Annotated in this window: 19 protein-coding genes; 1 reads left to right on the plus strand and 18 read right to left on the minus strand. The window is 41.1% G+C overall.

Annotation, left to right across the window (positions count from 1 at the left end):
- Positions 1–46 precede the first annotated feature (46 nt).
- The 4 genes from nrdF to ACWICE_RS15195 form a co-directional block, all read right to left on the minus strand.
- Positions 47–1,033, minus strand: a complete 987-nt coding sequence (gene nrdF / locus ACWICE_RS15180) for a class 1b ribonucleoside-diphosphate reductase subunit beta (protein ID WP_185213387.1) — start codon at positions 1,031–1,033, stop codon at positions 47–49.
- 102 nt (positions 1,034–1,135) lie between these two features.
- Positions 1,136–3,241, minus strand: coding sequence for a class 1b ribonucleoside-diphosphate reductase subunit alpha (gene nrdE / locus ACWICE_RS15185; protein WP_185213388.1), 2,106 nt, complete (start codon positions 3,239–3,241; stop codon positions 1,136–1,138).
- A complete protein-coding gene (nrdI, locus tag ACWICE_RS15190; RefSeq protein ID WP_185213389.1) occupies positions 3,201–3,608 on the minus strand; it encodes a class Ib ribonucleoside-diphosphate reductase assembly flavoprotein NrdI in 408 nt (135 codons plus the stop codon). The genes nrdE and nrdI overlap by 41 nt, the downstream gene beginning before the upstream one ends.
- A 21-nt stretch (positions 3,609–3,629) precedes the next feature.
- Positions 3,630–3,863, minus strand: coding sequence for a glutaredoxin family protein (locus ACWICE_RS15195; protein ID WP_254529540.1), 234 nt, complete (start codon positions 3,861–3,863; stop codon positions 3,630–3,632).
- Between the two features lie 470 nt (positions 3,864–4,333).
- On the opposite strand from ACWICE_RS15195, the gene ACWICE_RS15200 reads away from it, so the two are divergent.
- Entirely contained in the window at positions 4,334–6,730 is a 2,397-nt protein-coding gene (locus tag ACWICE_RS15200; RefSeq protein WP_454298703.1) for a prolyl oligopeptidase family serine peptidase, read from the plus strand.
- Between the two features lie 192 nt (positions 6,731–6,922).
- Here ACWICE_RS15200 and ACWICE_RS15205 read toward each other — a convergent pair whose 3' ends face one another.
- The 14 genes from ACWICE_RS15205 to ACWICE_RS15270 all read right to left on the minus strand — a co-directional run bounded on the left by ACWICE_RS15205 (position 6,923) and on the right by ACWICE_RS15270 (position 22,507).
- Positions 6,923–7,444 (minus strand): DUF2911 domain-containing protein, encoded by a 522-nt coding sequence (locus tag ACWICE_RS15205; RefSeq protein WP_185213391.1) that lies wholly within the window; start codon positions 7,442–7,444, stop codon positions 6,923–6,925.
- Between the two features lie 464 nt (positions 7,445–7,908).
- Positions 7,909–9,162 (minus strand): threonine ammonia-lyase IlvA, encoded by a 1,254-nt coding sequence (ilvA, locus tag ACWICE_RS15210; protein ID WP_454298704.1) that lies wholly within the window; start codon positions 9,160–9,162, stop codon positions 7,909–7,911.
- A gap of 55 nt (positions 9,163–9,217) precedes the next feature.
- Positions 9,218–10,378 carry a 2-isopropylmalate synthase gene (locus ACWICE_RS15215; RefSeq protein WP_454298705.1) on the minus strand — a complete coding sequence of 387 codons (1,161 nt, stop codon included), beginning with the start codon at positions 10,376–10,378 and terminating at the stop codon, positions 9,218–9,220.
- 34 nt (positions 10,379–10,412) lie between these two features.
- Positions 10,413–11,486: a 3-isopropylmalate dehydrogenase gene (gene leuB / locus ACWICE_RS15220; RefSeq protein ID WP_185213393.1), complete on the minus strand. Its 1,074-nt coding sequence runs from the start codon at positions 11,484–11,486 to the stop codon at positions 10,413–10,415.
- A 3-nt stretch (positions 11,487–11,489) separates the two neighbouring features.
- Positions 11,490–12,896 carry an ATP-binding cassette domain-containing protein gene (locus tag ACWICE_RS15225; protein ID WP_454298706.1) on the minus strand — a complete coding sequence of 469 codons (1,407 nt, stop codon included), beginning with the start codon at positions 12,894–12,896 and terminating at the stop codon, positions 11,490–11,492.
- Between the two features lie 56 nt (positions 12,897–12,952).
- Positions 12,953–13,537, minus strand: coding sequence for a 3-isopropylmalate dehydratase small subunit (gene leuD / locus ACWICE_RS15230; RefSeq protein ID WP_185213395.1), 585 nt, complete (start codon positions 13,535–13,537; stop codon positions 12,953–12,955).
- A gap of 12 nt (positions 13,538–13,549) precedes the next feature.
- A complete protein-coding gene (gene leuC / locus ACWICE_RS15235) occupies positions 13,550–14,947 on the minus strand; it encodes a 3-isopropylmalate dehydratase large subunit (RefSeq protein ID WP_185217704.1) in 1,398 nt (465 codons plus the stop codon).
- A gap of 96 nt (positions 14,948–15,043) precedes the next feature.
- On the minus strand, positions 15,044–16,525 hold the full coding sequence (ilvC, locus tag ACWICE_RS15240; RefSeq protein WP_185213397.1) for a ketol-acid reductoisomerase: 1,482 nt from the start codon (positions 16,523–16,525) through the stop codon (positions 15,044–15,046).
- Positions 16,526–16,567: 42 nt separating this feature from the next.
- Complete coding sequence (locus ACWICE_RS15245; protein WP_454298707.1) at positions 16,568–17,038, minus strand: DinB family protein; 471 nt, start codon at positions 17,036–17,038, stop codon at positions 16,568–16,570.
- Positions 17,039–17,043: 5 nt separating this feature from the next.
- Positions 17,044–17,415, minus strand: coding sequence for a glyoxalase superfamily protein (locus ACWICE_RS15250; protein ID WP_313261724.1), 372 nt, complete (start codon positions 17,413–17,415; stop codon positions 17,044–17,046).
- An 11-nt stretch (positions 17,416–17,426) separates the two neighbouring features.
- Positions 17,427–18,017, minus strand: coding sequence for an acetolactate synthase small subunit (gene ilvN, locus ACWICE_RS15255; RefSeq protein WP_185213400.1), 591 nt, complete (start codon positions 18,015–18,017; stop codon positions 17,427–17,429).
- Between the two features lie 2 nt (positions 18,018–18,019).
- Positions 18,020–19,762: a biosynthetic-type acetolactate synthase large subunit gene (ilvB, locus tag ACWICE_RS15260; protein ID WP_185213401.1), complete on the minus strand. Its 1,743-nt coding sequence runs from the start codon at positions 19,760–19,762 to the stop codon at positions 18,020–18,022.
- A 170-nt stretch (positions 19,763–19,932) separates the two neighbouring features.
- A complete protein-coding gene (ilvD, locus tag ACWICE_RS15265) occupies positions 19,933–21,633 on the minus strand; it encodes a dihydroxy-acid dehydratase (RefSeq protein ID WP_185213402.1) in 1,701 nt (566 codons plus the stop codon).
- Positions 21,617–22,507, minus strand: a complete 891-nt coding sequence (locus ACWICE_RS15270; RefSeq protein WP_185213403.1) for a branched-chain amino acid transaminase — start codon at positions 22,505–22,507, stop codon at positions 21,617–21,619. The genes ilvD and ACWICE_RS15270 overlap by 17 nt, the downstream gene beginning before the upstream one ends.
- Positions 22,508–22,697 lie beyond the last annotated feature (190 nt).

Here is a 22,697-nt window from a genome sequence, read left to right on the forward strand (position 1 = left end):
CTCCCCTCAATTTTACTTGAGGGGAGTTTTTTTATAACAAAGAATATTAAATCTCTACTGTAGCATCTAATAGGAAATCTTCATTTTTTAGGTGGACGATTTCCGTTGCTTTTTCGTAGTTAGTAGATTTTTTGGAGAAGAAATCGTGTTGGGTGGTTTCTGTGTTCAGACCGTTCAATACGATTGGGTTTACTTGTTTTACCTCGAAGATAGGTTCGAAACCTAAGTTCATCAGTGCTTTGTTTCCGTTGTAACGTACGTATTCCTTTACCTCAGCAGTCAATCCTACTACGGTGTACAATTCTTCTGTGTATTTGATTTCGTTCTCGTACAGCTCGTTTAAGAGGTCTAGGAAGCGTTGTTTAACTTCAGCTTTGTTCTGCAGTCTTGCAAATACCTCTTGACCGATAAGGCCAACGAATACACCGTGGATAGATTCATCAGCGATGATCTTCTTGATGATATCAGCAGAAGCTACCATCTGTCCCTGACCGCATAACCATAAAGGCAAGAAGAAACCAGAGTAGAAAAGGAAAGATTCCAATAAAACCGAAGCACCTAGAGCCATGAACAGTTCTTCGTCAGATACATTTTCTTTATCGATGGCACGGTAGTACTTGTCGATCGTTGAAGCTTTGTACTGTAAGAATTTGTTTTGGGAAACCCATCCGAAAACGTCATTGATTTCATTGGTTGTGGAAACCGTTGTAAAGATGGTTGAATATGATTTGGCGTGGATCGCTTCCATCATACACATATAAGAAAGAACAGCTTTGTTCTGCAATGAGTCAATGTGGTCAATGATCTTTGGCATACCGGTATGGCTTTGTAGGGTATCCAATAATGTAAGACCGCCTAGGGCTTTCTTATAACATTCTTTCATATCCCAGCTTAGGCCTTTCCAGCTGTCTATATCCTTGGAAGGGATGTATTCTGTATCGATCCAGAATTGTCTGATATTCTGTTCCCAGAACATCAAGGCGTAATCGTTGTCCGGTGTATTCCAGTTTACCGCTGTAAATTGTTTGCTCATTGCTTTTCTTATATCTTTTAGTTGAAGAAGCTGAACTGGATAATTTTCAATTTCCAGTTCAGCTTCTCCGTGATTTATGTCTTGGGTTCTAACGAGAATGTCTTATGCTGAACAAGAGATACATTCCTCGATGGTAGATTTACGCGTACGGGTGTAGTACAATGATTTCAGTCCTAACTTATGGGCGTAAATGTAGTATTTCGCTAGATCACGAGTGGAGTCTTTTGAATTGGTGTGAAGGATGGTGGATACCCCTTGATCAATATGACGTTGGATAACCGAGATCAACTTCAACACTTTCATCTGGTCCATATCGTAAGCTGATTTGAAATAGAAGTAGTTGTCATTGGTCAAGTAAGGCATTGGGTAATAAGTCGTACTATCACCGTACTCTCTTACTTCGATGATGTCCACGATCGGCATCACAGAAGCAGTTGCATTCATGATGTATGAAGTAGACTGGTTAGGAGCGATCGCTAAGCGGTACGCATGGTAAACACCATGTTCAGCCACTTGAGCTTTTAGGTTCGCCCAATCTTCCAATGTTGGGATGTGGATGCCTTCGAACAATTCTTTTACTTTTTCCGTTTTCGGCGTGTATTCATGCGAAAGGTATTTATCGAAATAAGTACCATCAGCGTAAGCTGATTTTTCGAATCCTACGAAAGTCTGTTGGCGTTCTTTTGCAATCTCCATGGAAGCCTCGATAGAATAGTAGTTCATGGCCATGAAGAAGATGTTGGCGAAATCCAATGCTTCGGTAGATTCGTACATGATAAAGCTTTTCGCTAGGTAGCCATGTAGGTTCATTGCTCCTAAACCAACAGAGTGAAGCTCGCGGTTTGCTTTAGCGATGGAAGGAACCATTTCGATATTGGTGACATCAGAAACCACGGTTAAGGCACGCATAGCGGTTTTAACAGTTTCTTTGATGCGTTTGTTGTCCATGACCGTTGCAATGTTCAAGGAGCCTAGGTTACAGGAAATACCGTAACGGATTGTGTCTTCTTTACCGTAAATGTTGATATCAGATACTTCTGATACTTGCATGATCTCGGTACACAGGTTAGAGAATTTTACTTTACCGATTCCATTCAATGCGTGTGCACGGTTAGTGTTCTCTTTGAAGAAGATGTATGGGTATCCCGACTCTTTTTGTGTCTGAGCGATTTTCACCAATAGGTGACGGGCATTGATTTTTTTCTTTTTAACGTTAGGGTTGGTTATCAACTCATCGTACATCGCATCCATGTCAATTTCATCAAGGTACTGACCGTACTCTTGCATTACTGTGTGCGGGTAGATCAGGTAGCAAGGCTCATCCTTTTCTGCTAATTCCATGAATTTATCAGGAACGATAATACCGATGGAAAGAGACTTGATACGAACTTTCTCGTCTACGTTGATTTTTTTACAATCCAAGAATTCTTCGATATCCGAGTGGAAGATGTTTAAGTATACAGCACCTGCACCTGGGCGTTGACCAAGTTGGTTAGCATAGGAGAAGGTATCTTCCATGATTTTCATGATCGGTAATACTCCACCAGCACGTCCTTCCACACCTTTGATGGCTTCGCCACGGGCACGGATCTTGGAGATGTTGAAAGAAACTCCACCACCGATAGAAGATAGTTTCATTGCCGAATCAACAGCATAGCCGATACCATTCAGGTTATCGCCGATTTCGTCCAAGAAACATGACACCAGTTCGCCGGAGCGTTTTTTACCAGCGTTCAAGAAAGTCGGGGTAGCGGGCTGATATTCTTGACTGATCATGATTTCGGCATACTCGATAGCTTTCTGTACGCCTTCTTCTCTAGCCAAGAATAGGGCTACAGCAACGACGCGGTCTTCATAGCGTTCCAAGAACTTCTCGCCAGAGTCATCGCGCAGGGCGTAACTTTGGAAGAACTTGAATGCAGCCATAAAGGATTGGAAACGGAATTTTTTGGCGAATACATAGTTGTATACCTCTTCCATTTGCTCAAACGTAAACCATTGGTAGAAATCGATATAATAATCGTTTTCGACCAAATAGTCGATTTTTTCCTTCAATGTATAGAAGAACACGGTGTTCTTGTTCACATATTCCAGGAAATAGGCGCGCACAGCCTCCTTGTCTTTATGCAAGCTGAACTCGTCATCATGTTTGATCATGATTTCGTTGTTAAGCAATATCCAGTTTTTCGCTACCTCGTTTGCTATCATAGTACTGATTTTTTATGATGTCAATAAATTGATTAATATCTTCCATTGTGCCTGAAAGTTCGAATTTCATCGCCGTAGGGATGTCGAATATTTCAGAGATTTTGTCTGCAGCCACGGCAAAGTTTCTTCCCCAGTTGCGGTTACCACTTGAAGTAACGGAACTGATGAGGTGACTTTTTTCTTTCATGAATGCATCGGTTTTGTCTGGCACTTTACCAAAGTTGGTGGTATAAGTGATCAGATGTCCAGCTTCCTTACCTTCCAAGTCATCTTGGATGCGGATGGCTGTCCAGCCGGTAATCTGAACCACTTTATTGATAAAGCGTTCCACATTACCTGTTCGAGAATCATAGTATAAATAAATCATAATTCCTCCGGTTTATGATTATTACAATGCGATTTGATCGAGTTCATTTGGATTGAATCCAATGATTCGGTTTTTGATTTCATCGTTCTCCAGTACGATCACAGTCGGTACGGTACGAACTTTAAACTTAACGGCTAATTCAGGTTCGTCGAAAGGATTAATGGTTTCATAGGCAATACCTTTACTGTCTAGGTATGCCGATACTTGTGCGCATGGTGCACAGTCATTTTTTTCGAATTTAATGATTCTTGCCATGATATATTAAGTTTAAAAGAATTTTAGCTGAATAAGCCTTGGTCCTTTGATAAATAAAAAAAACGTTGTGACTTAAGAAGGTCATTTTCTTAAGTAGAACAAATATCTCTTATTTTTCCTCGGAGCGGTAACGATACTTTTCCACATTGATTTCCAAAATCAGGTTAAAACATGCTTGGTAACATTCACTTATTGTTAAAGGCTTGTTTTACAGCTTTATAACTATGTTGATAACTTATGGGGGATAATTTTAGGGCGGAAATCGTTCCTCTTTTTATTGTCAAATTACCTTGCAATTTTTGTTAATATTAACCAAAATCGTTATATATTTTTAAAAGTAAATTATAAAATAATATATTGTTAGATTTGTGTAAATCTAATGTGCTACTTTATTAACAATTGTTAGGAAGTACGACCCGAACCAAGGGTGACTATTAATGAATTTATTAAATGTTTATGAAACCATAATTATGAAATGTAAATTTTTAGTACCATTTCTCTTGTTGTTTTCGAGTGTGTCTGCTCAAGAGAATGTAACCTTTCAAAAACCATCCACAGAAATCCTTCAATTAGCAGATTTCAAGCGTCCGCCGAGCATCCAGATGAGCAGCGACAAGAATTGGGTACTGTCTATGTACCGCCCAACCTACAAAACGCTTTCTGAACTGGGCGTGGAGGAAACGAAGCTTGCAGGTCTACGGATCAATGCAAAGACGCACATCTCGAGTACCGAGACCTATTTTGACGCCCTTAGCCTAAGTCCAGCTGGATCCAAAGAGGTGATCGAAATCCAATTGCCAGAGATGGCAAAGGTATCGAACGTGAGCTTTTCGCCAGATTCGAAGAAGTTGGCCTTTACCAACAGCCAGGAAAATGGAGTGGCTCTCTTTGTTTTTGACATCGAAAAGAGAGAACTGAAAAAACTAACGGAGTATAACCTCAATGCTGTCATGCACGACCCATATATGTGGTACAAGACTTCAGATCGCTTGCTGTTAAGTTTGATTGATGGATCCGCAACCGATAAGGTTAGGAATCCAGATGAGTTGCCAACGGGGCCGGTGGTATCGAGTTCGACAGGACAGGTTTCGCAATTGCGTACCTATCAGGATCTATTGAAAAACCCGCAAGATGAGCAACAATTCGAGAACCTGGTGAAGTCCAAATTGGTTTGGTTAGGTTTGGATGGAAAGGAAGAGCCTTTTAAAAATGCTGACCTGCACATGAATTCATCAGTATCTCCTGATGGTCAATATGTTTTGGTCACTACCCTGAAAAAGCCTTTCTCCTATGTTGTTTCTTATGGAAGCTTCCCAATGGAAACGAATGTGTATGACCTAAAAGGGAACTTGGTAAAGAAGGTGAACGAGACGCCATTGATGGAAATCATGCCGAAAGGATTCTCTTCCACACGACCTGGCAAACGTTCTTTGTCATGGAGAACGGATAAACCTGCGACACTTGCCTTTGTACAGGCATTGGACGGGGGAGATGCCAATAAGCCAGCAGAATTTAGAGATGAGCTCTTTGTTTGGGATGCACCTTTCAATGCTGAACCAAAATCCCTGATCAAGATCAAAGACCGCTATGCAGGAACTCTATGGGGCAACGATGACTATGCCTTGGTATATAGCCAATGGTATGATACCAGAAATGGAAAGACCTACTTACTGAATCCAAGTACCGGTAAAAATCAGGTGATCTATGACCTGAATGTTCAGGATATCTATTCAAATCCAGGGACACCATATCGTGATAAGAATGATTTCGGTGCCTATAGCATGTATATCAAAAACGGCAAGTCTTATTGGATAGGTAATGGCTATACCAAAGAAGGGGAATATCCATTTATAGATGAATATGACTTCAAGACGCAGAAGAAGAAACGTATCTACACGGCGAAGGAGTCGAAGATGCAGGAGCGTATCTATTCGGTGATCGATATGGCCAAAGGAGATATCTTGGTTTCTCTGCAATCACCTACTGATTTCCCTAATTACTATTCCAAAAATATCAAGACCGGCAAGGAAAAGGCCGTAACTGAGATAGCCAATCCATTCCAGTCCTTGGCGAATGTCCACAAGGAAGTGTTGAACTACAAGCGTAAGGATGGAGTCGACCTTTCAGGTACTTTGTACCTGCCAGCAGGCTATGACAAGAAAGAGAAGTTGCCTTTATTGATCTGGGCTTACCCTCGTGAATATAAGGATAAGAGTACTGCAGGCCAGAGCACCAATAATCCTAAGGAATTCACTTTTCCTAGTTATGGATCCTTTATTTATTGGGTAGCTAAAGGATATGCAGTATTGGATAATGCGGCTTTCCCGATCGTGGGTGAAGGTACGCAAGAACCTAATGATAATTTTATCGAGCAGTTGGTTGGCAATGCCGAAGCTGCCATCGATGCGGTTGACAAGTTGGGCTATGTGGACAGAAATAAGGTAGCTGTTGGAGGTCACTCGTATGGTGCCTTCATGACTGCACACTTGTTGAGCAATTCTAAGCTGTTTGCTGCAGGTATTGCACGTTCCGGCGCCTACAACCGTACCTTGACTCCATTTGGTTTCCAGAGCGAGCAAAGGAACCTTTGGGATGATCCAAACCTATATATCACCATGTCGCCTTTCTTTAGCGCGGACAAGATGAAGACGCCGATGTTGTTGGTTCATGGTGCTGCAGATAATAATCCTGGTACTTTTACTTTGCAGACTGAGCGTTATTTCCAAGCATTGAAAAACTTGGGTGCTCCAGTAAGAATGGTCTTGTTGCCAAGAGAGTCTCATGGCTATGCGGCGAAGGAAAACATCTTCCATCTTCTTTGGGAACAAGACCAGTTCCTGGAGAAGTATGTGAAGAATAAACAGTAGACAGTAGATTATAGACAATAGACATAAGACAATAGACTTGGTAGGGCTGATCAGATTATTTGCGTTTATTATGACCAAAGGTTTATAAAAAAAGGGGAGTTCCCGTTGATTTGTCGCCTGAAAGACTCTGATGTCTTTTGTCTAGTCTCTAAATAAAATGAAGGAGTCCTTTTGTAAAAGGACTCCTTTATTTTATTTATCCGCTTTAACCGAAATTGGCAGGCCGTAGTCGCCCCATTTCACTTTGATGGTTCCATCTTTGTCAGCGGTGATTTTGAGGCGTTCCAGGTTTTCCCCGTTTTCCTCATTGTCGACTTGCACGCGTAAGGCATCATCCTTTTCGTTGTAATCGGTACCCCATTGTTTCCATGTTTTATTAAAGATCACGGTTGATTGGGATTCACCTGGAATGGAATAGAGGCTGTATTTTCCAGCAGGAAGTTTTTGGCCGTTTACCAATACGTTTTTGTCGAATTCTACGGTAGTAGCTTCATTGGCTCCTGTTCTCCAAACCTCCCCAACTTTTGCAAGGTCTACACCTAACTTACGTCCTTTTAAAGAAGGGCTGCTGTACTTGATTGAGATGGTTACTCCATCATCTGTAGTGACCATGGCACTGTCCGCTGGACTAGCCTTTGGCTTTTTTTCTTGAGCTTGAGCCATGGAAAAACCGCACAGCAAGGTCAAGATTAATAAGATTGTTGATGCTTTCATCGTAAGTATGATTTTGGTTATTGACTAAATAATAAACTGAAATTAGCGATAATTGTTGTATAATTTAGTTGTAAATCAATAAGTTATTTAAAATTTAAGATAACATTAGGATTTATTTACACTTCTTAACATTAAATATCTCTAATATTGATTTATAATCTATCCTAGAATTTAGGTTTGTTAGTTAGATAAAGTTATGATAGATTAAAATTTTCTAGAACATCTATTTGTATTGGCAACCGGGTAAAATTAAGCTAATGCAGATAGGTGTTCTTCTTTTTGGGATTGGCATTTGTTGACGGTCAATAAATTAGGATTTCCAGTCCTTATCTACGCTTAAACTTTTTTAGTTGTTTTGTAACAAAAGAGTCAAAAAATTGATAATATCTGTAAAACAAAAAAGCAACGACCATAAGAAATAATGGCCGTTGCATCTACTTTATTTTGGAGGGTTAGTTGCGTTTTTATACCAGATACTCAAATAATGTCTGGTCTTTGTTCAATTCGATAAAGTCAAATTTATAAGACTTTAATCGTTCTATAAATGTAATATAATCATTTGGATCATTTAATTCAATACCAATTAAGGCAGGACCTCTTTCTCGTTCTGTTTTTTTGATGTATTCAAAACGAGTGATATCATCTTTAGGACCAAGTACTTCGGTAACCAATAATTTCAATGCGCCAGGTCTTTGCGGGAAGCGAACGATAAAGTAATGTTTAAATCCTTCATACAATAAGGAAAGCTCTTTGATCTCGCTCATTCGGTCGATATCGTTGTTTCCTCCAGAAATGATACAGACTACTTTTTTGCCTTTGATTTCATCTTTGTGAAAATCCAATGCAGCAACGGAAAGTGCCCCTGCAGGTTCTACTACAATGGCATCCTTATTATATAATTCTAGAATGGTCGTGCAGATCTTGCCTTCAGGAATAGATTTCACACCGTCCAACAGTTTGGAACTGATGTCGAAGGTCAGAGTCCCAACTTTCTTAACTGCAGCACCATCAACGAATTTATTGATTTGCTCCAGTTCAATCGGGTTACCATTCTGGATTGCCGCCTGCATGGATGGAGCCCCTTCTGGCTCTACGCCATAACATTTTACTCCAGGAGCAAATTTGCGGATATGATAGCTTACTCCTGAAGATAGGCCACCACCACCAATAGGAATAAAAATCGCGTCTACATCAGGTAAATCTTCAAGGATTTCAACAGCAACTGTTCCTTGACCTTCAATGACTTTCAGGTCATCAAACGGAGGGATAAAGGTCATGTTATGTTCCTTGGTATATTCTAAAGCGGCTTTTTGGCAGTCATCGAAAGTGTCGCCAATCAGAACGATTTCGATATTGCCATTCCCCCACATCTCAGTTTGGGTAATTTTTTGTCTTGGGGTAGGTCCGGGCATAAAGATTACGCCTTTGATATCTAATTTTTTGCAGGATAAGGCCACGCCTTGGGCATGGTTTCCAGCACTGGCACAGACAACACCACGTTCTCTTTCTTCTTGGGAAAGACTGCAGATTTTGTTGAAAGCACCACGTAATTTATAAGATCTCACTACTTGGAGATCTTCCCTTTTAAGATAGACCTCAGCTCCGTATTTTTCAGAAAGATGATGGTTGTACTGCAATGGCGTACGGGTAACCACATCCTTGATCTGTTCTTTAGCAGCAATCGAGTCTATGGTCAGTGTTGATAGGTCCAAACTCATTCTAATCTGTTCGTTTGTTTAGGTGGATGTAAAGGCTGGTCACCCAGCCTTTGTATTAATTTTCTTTTACCAAGATCAGCAAATCCTCATCGCAGATTTCTTTTTTGGCATCTGCTAAGATCAAGAATCGTTGGTAACAATCTGCTAATTTATCTTTATCTAGGTTATAACCTAGTCTTTCAAGATGGTGTTTCAAGGCGTGACGACCTGAACGAGCCGTTAAGATTATGTCTGCTTCTTCCAAGCCTACATCCTCTGGACGGATGATCTCGTAATTCTCACGGTGTTTTAGGAAGCCATCTTGGTGGATTCCGGAGCTATGTGCGAAAGCATTACGGCCAACAATAGCTTTGTTCGGCTGTACCGGCATGTTCATCATTTCACTTACTTTTCTGGAAAGGTAAGTGAACATTCTGCTGTCGATATTGGAAGATAATCCTCCAAAAGCCTGGTTGTGTACTTTCAGGATCATGGCAACTTCTTCCAGAGAAGTATTTCCTGCGCGTTCACCGATTCCGTTGATGGTACATTCCACCTGGCGAGCACCATTTTGGATGGCTGCAATGGAATTGGCAGTCGCTAATCCTAAGTCGTTATGGCAATGTGCTGAAATAATGGCCTGATCGATGTTCTTTACATTTTCTTTCAGGTATTTGATTTTGGAGCCATATTGATCCGGTAAACAATATCCATTGGTATCTGGAATATTAACAACCGTTGCGCCAGCGGCAATCACTGACTCGATCATTTTTGCCAAGAACTCTAAATCGGCACGGCCAGCATCCTCTGCATAGAATTCAACATCCTCTACATAAGATTTGGCATGCTTTACAGCTGCTACAGCACGTTCTAGGATTTCTTCACGGGTACTGTTGAATTTATATTTGATGTGCATGTCTGAAGAGCCGATTCCAGTATGGATACGGGGTATTTTTGCATATTTCAATGCATCAGCAGCCACATCGATATCGTTCATGTTAGCACGGGTCAGTGCACAGATGATCACATCATTAACAGCCTTGGATAGTTCGACAACCGATTGGAAATCTCCAGGGCTTGAAACAGGAAATCCTGCTTCAATAATATCTACCCCTAAGCGTTCCAAATCTTTGGCAATTTCGATTTTTTCAGGAGTTGTCAATTGGCAACCCGGCACTTGCTCACCGTCACGTAATGTCGTATCGAAAATGTATAAGTGATTAGGATCGTGTAACATATTGTCTCAATTTATGTTTATACCTTGATTAATTCTATTTCAAAAACTCTAAAACTTTAGCGCCCATTTCCTGAGTGCCTAAAATCTTTTCGGCTGGGGTATCTGCATTGGCGATATCACCAGTTCTCCAACCAGCTTTCAATGTTTCGGCAACGGCATTGGTCACTTCTTTTGCCTCATCTTGTAAACCGAAGGCGATGTCCAACATCAATGCGGCTGAAAGGATAGAAGCTAGCGGATTAGCTTTATTTTGTCCCGCGATGTCATGTGCAGAACCATGGATAGGTTCAAAGAATCCTGTTCCATCACCCACAGAAGCCGAAGCTAACATCCCCATTGAACCGGCGATCTGTGATGCTTCATCAGTTAAGATGTCACCAAAAAGGTTTGCCGTCAATACCACATCAAATTTCTTAGGGTTCTTAACCAATTGCATGGCAGCATTATCGATGAACATGTGCTCTGTCTCAACATCTGGGTATTCTTTCGCGATTTCTTGGACAACCTCTCTCCACAATCTTGATGTTTCCAATACGTTGGCTTTATCCACTGAACAAAGTTTTTTACTTCTCGTTCTTGCTGCATCGAACGCTTTACGGGCAATACGGTCAACTTCGTAGCGGTTATAGTTCATCAGATCGGAAGCGAAACTATTGTCTTCATTACGTTTCTTTTCACCGAAATAAACATCACCTGTTAATTCACGGAAGAAAAGGATATCAGTACCACGAAGGACTTCTGGTTTCAGGCTTGAAGCATCCAATAGTTCATCGAACAACAGGATAGGACGTAAGTTGGCATATAAGCCTAATTCCTTACGAATCTTTAATAAGCCCTGTTCAGGACGTACCTTGGCAGAAGGGTCATTATCATATTTAGCATGACCGATCGCACCGAAAAGGATAGCGTCAGAAGCTTTTGCTTTTTCTAGTGTTTCATCTGGTAATGGATTTCCTGTAGCTTCAATAGCAGTGTGGCCCATGATTGCCTCGTCGAAAATAAATTCGTGATTATATTTTTCGGCAATTTTATTCAGAACTTCTTTTCCCCAGGTAGTAACCTCTTGTCCAATTCCATCTCCGGGAATAATAAGAATGTTTTTCTTCATGTGTTATAAAACGTTTTCAACTTTATTTTCCAAGGCGATGACTTCACCTTTTTCTAATACAATTCTTTTTTCAATGCAGCTCGGAAGCTGACTTTCATAATGTCCGACATAGATCAATGTCTTGCCGTGCTGGCAAAGTTCATCGACTACATCATTAAAATACTTTGCTTGCTGCGAATCCAAGCCTTGGCAGGGTTCATCCAATACCAATAATGGAGGATTTTTGATAATGCTCCTGGCTAACATCGCCAAACGCTGTTTGCCTAATGGAAGGGTATGCAGTAATTGATCCTTATGCTCCGTCAAATCAAAGAAAGCCATCAGCTCTTCGATCTGTTTCTTTTCTTGGAACTTGACATCAATGAACCATCCGATACTGTCGTAAAATCCAGAAGCCAGCGTATGCCAAACCGTTGCGTTTTGGTCGAAATACCAGTGCATTTCTGGTGATATCATTCCAATCTTCTGTTTGATGTCCCAAATACTCTCACCGGATCCGCGTTTGTTTCCAAACAGCTCGATGTCCAATCCATAAGATTGCGGATGATCACCATTGATCAAACTCAATAAGGTGGATTTTCCTGAACCATTCGGACCTTGTAGCAACCATTTCTCGCCTACTTCTACCTTCCAAGATACCTTGTTCAGCACAACCTTCTCACCATACCTGATAATTATATCTTTCAGATCAGCAACCGTGCTATAATTAGTCTCTGGAACCTGGTGAAGAAAAGCAGGCAATTCTTTTTTTACGCGCTCCTCATCTTGGATGACCTCATCAAAAGATCTTACCGATTCGATCTGACCGTCTACAATATGTGCATATCGGTTGATGGATTTTGGTAACTGCCTATCATTTGAAATAATAAAAAGCTGTACACCTTCAGCAACAAGTTCATCTAACCAGATATTCAATTCTAACCTAGATTGCTTATCCAAACCTGTATAAGGTTCATCAATGATCAGAAGCTGTGGTTTCAACCAAAGTGACTTGACCAATTGCAATTTCTTGTGCTCTCCACTTGAAAGTTCAATCAATTGAGAATCCATGGTATGTTCAAAACCCATGGCAACAATCTTATCATGGATATCTTCTATCCGAAGGTTTTCCTTCTTTGCAAAATGAAGCAGTTCAGCTTTGACCGTCAGGGTATCATTCCCTTGATGACGGTTATAGCGTTGTTGATAATAGAAGTTTCTGTCGCCTTCTAAATTGGTAAACTGATACCAATTAGAAACGTAGATTACTTTTTGAAGGAGAGGGTAATTGGAATCGAATTCAACTTTCACTTCGCCAGCTGCAGTTATCAATCCTGCAATTGCTTTTGCCAAAGTTGTTTTCCCAGAACCACTCTTGCCAGCCAATACATAGTTTTCATCGGGCTCAATAGTCCAAGACAAATTGTTCAAAACAGTAGTTAGACCGTATGAAACCGACAAATTTGATATTTGGACGAAAGCAGCCATTATCTGTTTTGTTCGAAAGCTTCGATTTCCGCTTTTTGGCTTAAGATATAGTCGATATCATCATAGCCATTGATCAGGCATGATTTTTTATAAGGATTGATTTCAAATGTAAATTTGTCATCAGTTCCTTCAATGCCGATAGTTTGAGCTTCTAGGTCAACCACCACTTCCGTATCTGGATTAGCAAAAACCTTCTCAAAGATCTTTTCTAAGAATTCCTCAGGAACCGTGATAGGCAAGACACCGTTGTTCAAGGCATTTCCTTTGAAGATATCTGCAAAGAAAGAGCTAACTACCACATCGAAGCCATAATCTTGAATAGCCCAGGCAGCATGCTCACGAGAGGAGCCACAGCCAAAGTTCTTACCGGCAACCAAAACCTTGCCTTTATAAGTTGGGTCATTCATAACGAAGTCCGCTTTAGGCTGATCCTCGCTGTCAAAGCGCCAATCGCGGAATAGATTATTTCCAAAACCTTCACGCGTCGTTGCCTTAAGGAAACGGGCAGGGATGATCTGGTCTGTATCTATATTTTCTATCGGTAGAGGAACTACTCGAGAGGATAATTTTTCAAATTTTTTCATGATTCTAATTCTTTACACTAATTCCCTTACGTCTACAATTTTACCAGTTACTGCTGCAGCTGCTGCGGTAAGCGGGCTTACCAGCATGGTGCGTGCGTTTGGTCCTTGTCTACCTTCAAAATTTCTGTTAGAAGTAGAAACACAGTATTTACCAGCAGGGATCTTATCTTCATTCATCCCTAGACATGCAGAACAGCCAGGTTCACGAAGCATAAAACCTGCTTCTTCAAATATCTTGTCAATACCTTCAAGTTTAGCCTGAGCCTCCACTTGTTTTGATCCTGGAACGATCCATACTTCCACATTCTCCGCCTTATGCTTACCTTGAACGAAGGCCGCTACTTGGCGTAAGTCTTCAATACGGGAGTTGGTACAACTTCCGATGAATACATAATCCACCGGTTTTCCAATGACCTGATCGCCATCGTGGAATCCCATGTAGTTTAAGGCTTTTTGATAAGAAGGGCGTTCATTCTCAGGTTGAGAGGTGGTTGTAGGAATGGACTCCGTGATTCCGATACCCATACCTGGGTTGGTACCATAGGTAATCATCGGCTGTATATCAGCAGCATCAAAGGTCAATACCTTATCAAACTCTGCATCATCATCGGAATACAACGTCTTCCAATAAGCCAATGCTTTATCCCATTCTTCTCCTTTTGGAGCAAATTCACGACCATTTATATAATCAAAAGTCGTTTGGTCAGGTGCAATCAATCCACCACGAGCACCCATTTCAATACTCATATTACAGATGGTCATTCGACCTTCCATACTCAATGAGCGAATAGCAGAACCAGCATATTCAACAAAATAGCCTGTTCCACCAGCTGCAGAAATCTTGGAAATGATGTAAAGGATGATATCTTTAGCACCCACACCTTTTCCTAGTTCACCATTAACCTCGATTTTCATGGTCTTTGGTTTTTGCAGCAATAAACATTGTGTAGCAAATACCTGCTCTACTTGAGAAGTCCCGATTCCAAATGCAATAGCACCAAAAGCGCCATGCGTAGAAGTGTGGCTATCTCCGCATACCATGGTTTTTCCAGGTAGGGTGATGCCTAATTCAGGCCCAATAACATGCACAATGCCTTGGAATGGGTGGCCCAATCCATAAAGTTCAACACCAAACTCCTTACAGTTTTTGGTCAGCATGTCTACTTGGTAGCGAGAAAGTTCTTCTTTGATTGGCAAGTGCTGGTTTAATGTTGGGACATTATGGTCAGCCGTTGCTACAGTTTGATCCGGACGGAGTACAGGCAGTCCTCTTTTGCGCAAACCATCAAATGCCTGTGGGGAGGTCACTTCATGGATGAGGTGGGTATCGATATATATGATATCAGGAAACCCTTCTTGACGCTTGACGACATGTGCATCCCAAATTTTTTCTACTAATGTTTTTCCCATTTTTCTCTTTATCTCTTGTTGGTTTGAAATTTTAAAAGGGGTAAAATTAAAATATGGTAATTTTACCCCAATTTTAGCTATCTAATTTACGAAAAATTAAACAGTTTGAATAGCTTTCATAGCAGTCATTGCTTTACGCAATTTTCTACCTACGGTTTCTACTTCATGATTTCTTAAAATCTCGTTAACCTGTACTAATTTGATGTTGTCCACAGAACCATCCTTGCCTTCATTGAAGTTTTTACCAACAACATCTGTGTCGATTTTCTTCATGAAATCTGCCAATAATGGCTTACAAGCTTGGTCAAATAAATAACATCCGTATTCAGCTGTGTCAGAAATAACACGGTTCATCTCGAATAATTTCTTACGAGCAATTGTATTTGCGATCAATGGAGTTTCGTGCAATGATTCGTAATATGCCGATTCTGGTTTGATTCCAGCTTCAACCATCGTTTCGAAAGCCAATTCAACACCAGCTCTCACGAAAGCAACCATCAATAGATAATTGTCAAAATATTCCTGTTCTGAAATCTTAACATCGCCAGCAGGTGTTTTCTCAAAAGCAGTTTCTCCAGTTTCAGCTCTCCATTTCAATAGGTTTGAATCTCCATTAGCCCAGTCTTCCATCATGGTCTTGCTGAATTCACCAGACATGATGTCATCTTGGTGTTTCTGGAACAATGGACGCATAATATCTTTCAGTTCTTCTGACAATTCAAAAGCCTTGATTTTCGCAGGGTTGCTCAAGCGGTCCATCATACCACTTACCCCACCATGTTTTAAAGCTTCAGTAATAACTTCAACACCGTATTGAACAAGTTTTGAAGCATAGCCAGCATCGATTCCTTTTTCTACCATTTTATCAAATGAAAGAATAGAACCTGTTTGCAACAAACCACAAAGGATAGTTTGCTCACCCATTAGATCTGATTTTACCTCTGCTACGAAAGATGATTTCAATACACCAGCACGGTCACCACCAGTACCGGCACAGTATGCTTTTGCTTCCGCCCAACCTTTGCCTTGTGGGTCATTTTCTGGGTGAACAGCGATCAAAGTAGGAACACCAAATCCTCTCAAGTATTCAGCACGAACCTCTGAACCTGGACATTTTGGAGCTACCATGATAACCGTGATATCCGGACGGATCTGCATACCTTCTTCAACGATATTGAAACCGTGTGAATAGGATAGGGTAGCACCTTCTTTCATCAATGGCATTACGGCATTGATAACGGATGTATGTTGTTTATCTGGAGTCAAGTTGATAACTAGGTCAGCAGAAGGAATCAATTCTTCGTAAGTTCCAACCTTAAAATTGTTATCTGTTGCATTTTTCCATGAATCTCTTTTTTGTTCAATAGCTTCTTTACGCAATGCATAAGATACGTCCAATCCGCTATCTCTCAAGTTTAAACCTTGGTTCAAGCCTTGAGCTCCACAACCTACGATTACGATTTTTTTACCTTTTAAAGCTTCTACTCCTTCGTTGAATTCGGATGAATTCATGAATTCTGCAACGCCTAATTGATCTAATTGCTCTCTAAGAGGTAATGTGTTGAAATAATTTGCCATTGTAATACTGAATTAAATATTTTTTTCGATTAAGGTTTCTTATTATTTGTTGTTGATTATTCTTTTTTGTGCCGTCGCATAGCCATAGTGCAGGTTGTCATGACCTACCGAAGTGATCAGGACATCTTCAATGCTATTTAACGTAGCGCCATAGGTTGCCGTCTCATAAGGAGTCGTAGTCTTGAAAACTCCGGCATTGTAATCAGCCTCGATCTCACGGATGGAACTCAATGCGATTTCCTTAAGATCATTTACTTCCTCTTGACTTACGAAGTATGTAGGTTTAGTGCCCTTTGCATAGGCATCCACATACTTTACCCAGCTCACGCCTTCACGGATTCCTGTGCGGGTATAGCTTAATGTTTGTGTACTCACTACGATATGTCCAAAATTCCAGATGATATTGTTGTTGAATCCTGTTGGAATTTCGTTCAATTGCTCCAAGGACAATTCATCGATTGATCGGATGAATGCCTTGCGGCCATCGATAATGAATTGGAATACTTTTTCCATTTGTTCTATGCTTCTTTAATCGGCTCGTTGAATGATATCCTATTGCCAAATGGATCAATGACTTGAACACAGTGGCAGTTATAGAATGTTTCCTTGTAGCCGGGTTTATTGTACTTATAATTCTTTTGTATCAATTGCTCATGATATGCCTTTAGTCCAGTGCAATTCACAAAAACCTGTGAACCCGGAGTGGCATCTCCATGATGCTCGCTGAGGTGCATTGCCATGCCATCTCTGGAGATCTGCATGTAAATAGGAGAATTGTCATCAAATCGATGTTCCCAGTCAATGTGAAAACCAAGCCAGTCGATGTAAAACTCGACTGCCTTGGCATAATCAAATATCCTGAATATCGGTATGACCTGTTCTACTTGCATGCAAGGATTAATTACATGGTAAAGACATCGTCGCGCTGATCCAAATACTCGTTTTCAACGATGTCAGGAGCTGGCTCATTGATTTCAAATTGTTTTAGCTTGGTATGGAAACCAGCACTGTCCTTGATGATGGCGATACGAGCACCACGAACAAATTCTATCAGGTTGTATTTGCCCAATTCCTCTGTAAGCCTGTCGATCTCCTCACGGTGACCTGCTGTTTCGAATACAATATAGTCATTACGGATCACAACTACATTAGCACCGTATTGACGAAGTAAGCGTTCTACCAATACTTTCTCTGCAATCGCGTCTGCTGGTACTTTATAAAGAGCCTGTTCTTGCCAAATCAATTCATCATTGGTGTTGAAGTATGCTTTCAATACCTCCACCTGTTTTTCAACCTGACGGCATAATTTGCGGACCACTTCTTCTGATTCTGTAATCAAGATTGTGAAGCGGTGAATGCCATCCACTTCCGATGGGGAAGTATTTAAGCTCTCGATATTGATTTTACGTCTTGAAAATATCCCCGATATACGGCCTATCATCCCGATAGAGTTTTCTGTGTATATGGTTATGGTATATTCTTGTTTTTCCATGATTACTTCAATCTAATTTCTGACACACTTGTTCCTTGCGCTACCATTGGGAATACATTGTTCTCTTTACCTACCATGATTTCCAATAGGTAAGAGCCATCATGATCCATCATAGTCTGTAGGGCATCCTTTAAATCCTTACGTTCCGAGATCTTATTTCCATCGATATAATATCCTTTCGCAACAGCTACGAAATCTGGGCTGGTGATATTAACGAATGAATATCTCTTATCGTGGAATAGTTGTTGCCATTGGCGAACCATTCCCAAGAACTCATTGTTCAGGATCAAGATCTTCACCTTGGCGCCGAATTGCATAATGGTACCTAATTCCTGGATGGTCATTTGAATACCACCATCACCGATAATAGCTACCACATCACGATGCGGAGCACCATACCAAGCGCCAATTGCGGCTGGCAGACCAAATCCCATCGTTCCCAAACCTCCAGAAGTAACGCTGGATTTCGAACTGTTGAATTTTGCATAACGGCAGGTTACCATTTGGTGCTGACCTACGTCAGTAACAATAACAGCATCTCCACCAGTGATCTCGTTCAATACCTTTAGTACTTCACCCATGGTCATGATGTCAGAGGTAGGGTTCAGTTCATTATGGATTACTTCCTTGATTTCTTCTTTTTCCAAATCCCTGAATTTGCTCAACCAAGCTGCATGATCGCCTTTTTCAACCAATTCGGTCAACATTGGAAGGGTTTCCTTACAATCTCCCCAAACTGGATAATGGGCTTTCACGTTCTTGTCGATTTCAGCAGGGTCTATGTCCAAGTGAACAACTTTTGCCTGTTTTGCATATTTATCCAAACGTCCGGTTACACGGTCGTCGAAACGCATTCCGATAGCGATCAACACGTCACATTCATTCGTCATGACATTGGGTGCATAGTTTCCGTGCATACCCAACATACCCACATGCAATGGATGGTCTGTCTCAAGAGCGCTAAGCCCCATAACAGTAGCAGCCGAAGGGATACCCGCTTTTTCGATAAAGGTCTTGAACTCTTGTTCCGCTTTACCCAAAATCACGCCCTGACCAAATAAAATGAATGGTTTCTTTGCCGCATTGATTGCTTTTGCAGCCTCTTCAACATATTCCTTACGAACAATCGGAGCAGGTCTGTAACTACGTACATGCTTGCAGGACTCGTATCCATTGTAATCAAACAATTGGATCTGAGCATTTTTGGTAATATCAATTAATACTGGACCAGGTCTCCCTGTTCTAGCAATATAGAATGCTTTAGCTAATACACTTGGGATCTCATTCGCATCAGTCACCTGATAGTTCCATTTGGTCACAGGTGTGGTGATGTTAATGACGTCAGTTTCTTGAAATGCATCTGTTCCTAGAAGGGAAGCAAAGACTTGACCTGTAATACAGACGATAGGGTTACTATCGATCATTGCGTCTGCCAAACCAGTGACCAGGTTTGTTGCTCCAGGACCGCTTGTTGCAAAAGCCACACCCACACGTCCCGATGTACGTGCATATCCTTGTGCAGCATGAATTCCACCCTGTTCGTGACGTACCAAAATATGCTTCAATTGATCAGTGTAATCATACAATGCATCATAGATCGGCATAATAGCACCTCCTGGATACCCGAATACGGTATCCACCCCCTCGTGGATTAAGGCTTCCATCACAGCCTGGGAACCGCTTACTTGCGTTCCAGCTGCCTTTCTAGTGGTTTCCTTTGTTTCCGTTTTTTCAAGTGTACTCATTTTGTAGTAATTAGTATTAAGTATTTAGTAGTTAGACTTATAGTCTAATACTTTTCTTTAATTTTTTCTGGTTTTTTATTTGAGAGTATTAAGCGTTTATTTATTTAAGACGTAATATTTTTTGCAGAATAATAGGTCTAAATACTAATTACTTAATACTTCCTACTCTATTACAAATCCGTCACACAACCTTGTGATGCATTTGCAACGCTTTTTGCGTATTTGTACAGAACGCCTTTGCTGACTTTCAATGCTGGCTGTTGCCAAGCTGCTCTGCGTGCGGCAATCTCTTCGTCCGAGACCTGAAGGTTGATGCTGTTGTTGACTGCGTCGATTTCGATGATGTCATCGTCCTGCACCAATCCGATCAATCCCCCTTCGTATGCTTCCGGTGTAATGTGACCTACTACGAATCCATGGGTTCCTCCTGAGAAGCGTCCGTCTGTAATCAAGGCCACAGAACTTCCTAAGCCTGCACCAATGATCAACGACGTTGGTTTCAACATTTCAGGCATTCCTGGAGCCCCCTTAGGTCCTTCGTTCTTGATCACGACCACATCACCTTTTTTGATTCTTCCAGTCTCAAGACCTTTTACCAAATCATGCTCTCCATCAAATACACGCGCTGGACCCGTGAATTTCTCCCCTTCTTTTCCCGAAATCTTCGCTACTGAACCTTCCTCAGCTAAGTTTCCGTAAAGGATCTGCAAGTGACCAGTCGCCTTGATCGGATCATCTAATTTGTGAATGATCGGTTGATTATAGTCAATGATCGATTTTACATCCGCTAAGTTCTCTGCTACCGTTTTACCAGTTACCGTCAAACAGTCACCATGTAATAAACCTTCATCCAATAGGTATTTCATCACTGCTGGAATACCACCATATTGGTGTAAATCTTGCATCAAGAACTTACCTGAAGGTTTGAAATCTGCCAATACTGGAGTTTCATCCGACATGCGTTGGAAATCATCCGGCGTAACATCTACATCCACTGATTTACCCATTGCAATAAAGTGAAGTACCGCATTGGTAGATCCTCCTAGGATTACGATGATACGCATGGCATTCTCAAATGCTTTGCGTGTCATGATATCCGAAGGCTTGATGTCCTTCTCCAATAGGATGCGCATATATTTACCGACTTCCAGACATTCCTGTTTCTTCTCATCAGAAACAGCGGGGTTGGAAGAGGAGTATGGCAAGCTCATTCCCATAGCCTCAATCGCTGAAGCCATCGTGTTTGCTGTATACATACCTCCACATGCGCCGGCACCTGGACAAGTATGACGGATAACACCATCATAGTCCTCATCCGAAATGGTTCCAGCTATTTTCTTTCCTAATGCTTCAAATGCTGAAACAATATTTAATTCTTCACCTTTATAATGACCAGGAGCAATTGTTCCTCCGTAGACCATAATGGCAGGGCGGTTCAACCTTCCCATTGCCATGATGGCACCAGGCATGTTCTTGTCACAACCTGGGATAGCCACAACGCCATCATAGTACTGACCACCGCAGATCGTTTCTATACTGTCAGCAATGACATCACGAGACACTAAAGAGTAGCGCATTCCATCCGTTCCGTTACTCATCCCATCACTGACCCCAATCGTTCCAAACGTCAAGCCGACCAGATCGCTGTTCCAAATACCTTTTTTGACGACTTGAGCTAGGTCATTAAGGTGCATGTTACAGGTGTTACCGTCGTAGCCCATGCTCGCGATTCCAACCTGTGCCTTCTCCATATCTGCATCGGTCAGACCGATACCATATAACATGGCTTTCGCAGCTGGTTGAGTTTCATCTTGTGTAAAGATGCGGCTGTACTTGTTGATTCCCTTTTGGTTATCAGATGATGACTTCATAATTATTCTGCTCTAATACTAAATTTTTATATTTTCTTTGGATAGATGCGCCGATGCTGTCTTCCCATTCTTCTTGGAAGATCACATCGTCTATTTGTTTTATGCCTATTATTCCCGCTGCTGTACCACTTAAAAAGGCACTGTCAGCTTCGTAAATATCTTTTATGGTAATTCTCTTCTCGATGATATCAAAATTCAAACGCTTACAGATATCGATCACGGTATCCCTGGTAATTCCTGGGAAGATGTTTCCCAAAGGAGGGGTATAGATCTTGAAATCTTTTTCAATGAACAGGTTTTCGCTGGATGCCTGAGCCACAAAACCATCTTGGTCCAACAATAAAGCCTCGTCGAAACCCTTTTGGATAGCATCACTGGTCGCTAATATCGAATTGATATATTGTCCCGAAACCTTGGCATTGATGGGGAAGGACTTCGGGTTCGGTCGTTCAATCCTGGAAATATTTACCTTTAATAGGTTCTGTCCTAAATAAGGACCCCATTCCCAAGCCGCGATCATGATGTTTGCCGTATCAGATGCTGTCAGGTGCATATTGGAGCCCGAATAGATCAAAGGGCGAATATAGGCTGCCCGAAGGTTGTTCGCTTCCAAAAGCTCATACGACTTTGCGATCAACTCTCTATTGTCCCACTGATAAGGTAAGCCGATGGCTTTACATGATTGTTGTAAACGGTCGAAATGTTCTTCTGCCTTAAAGATCCTCGTTCCATTGTGAGTGCTGTATGCACGCAGACCTTCGAAGGCTCCATAGCCATAATGTAATGACTGTCCAAACATATCAACTCCAGCATTGCTCGCCTTCACAAACTCCCCATTTAAATAGATCAGTGTATCTTGATTGTAATACTGCATAATAACCTGCCGAATTTGATGTAATACTTGTTTGAAAAAATATCGTTTAGGATTCCCTTCGTTCTGTTTTGTTAAGTTAGCTCGAATTAAAATTCTTTACAATAGCCTAGAAATTTTTTTTGATAAAGTTTTTTATTTCGATGTTTGCTAATAATAAAAATTATATTTTGTTATACCTATTAATTTTCTG

The sequence above is a fragment of the Sphingobacterium sp. NPDC055346 genome (genome assembly GCF_053645235.1).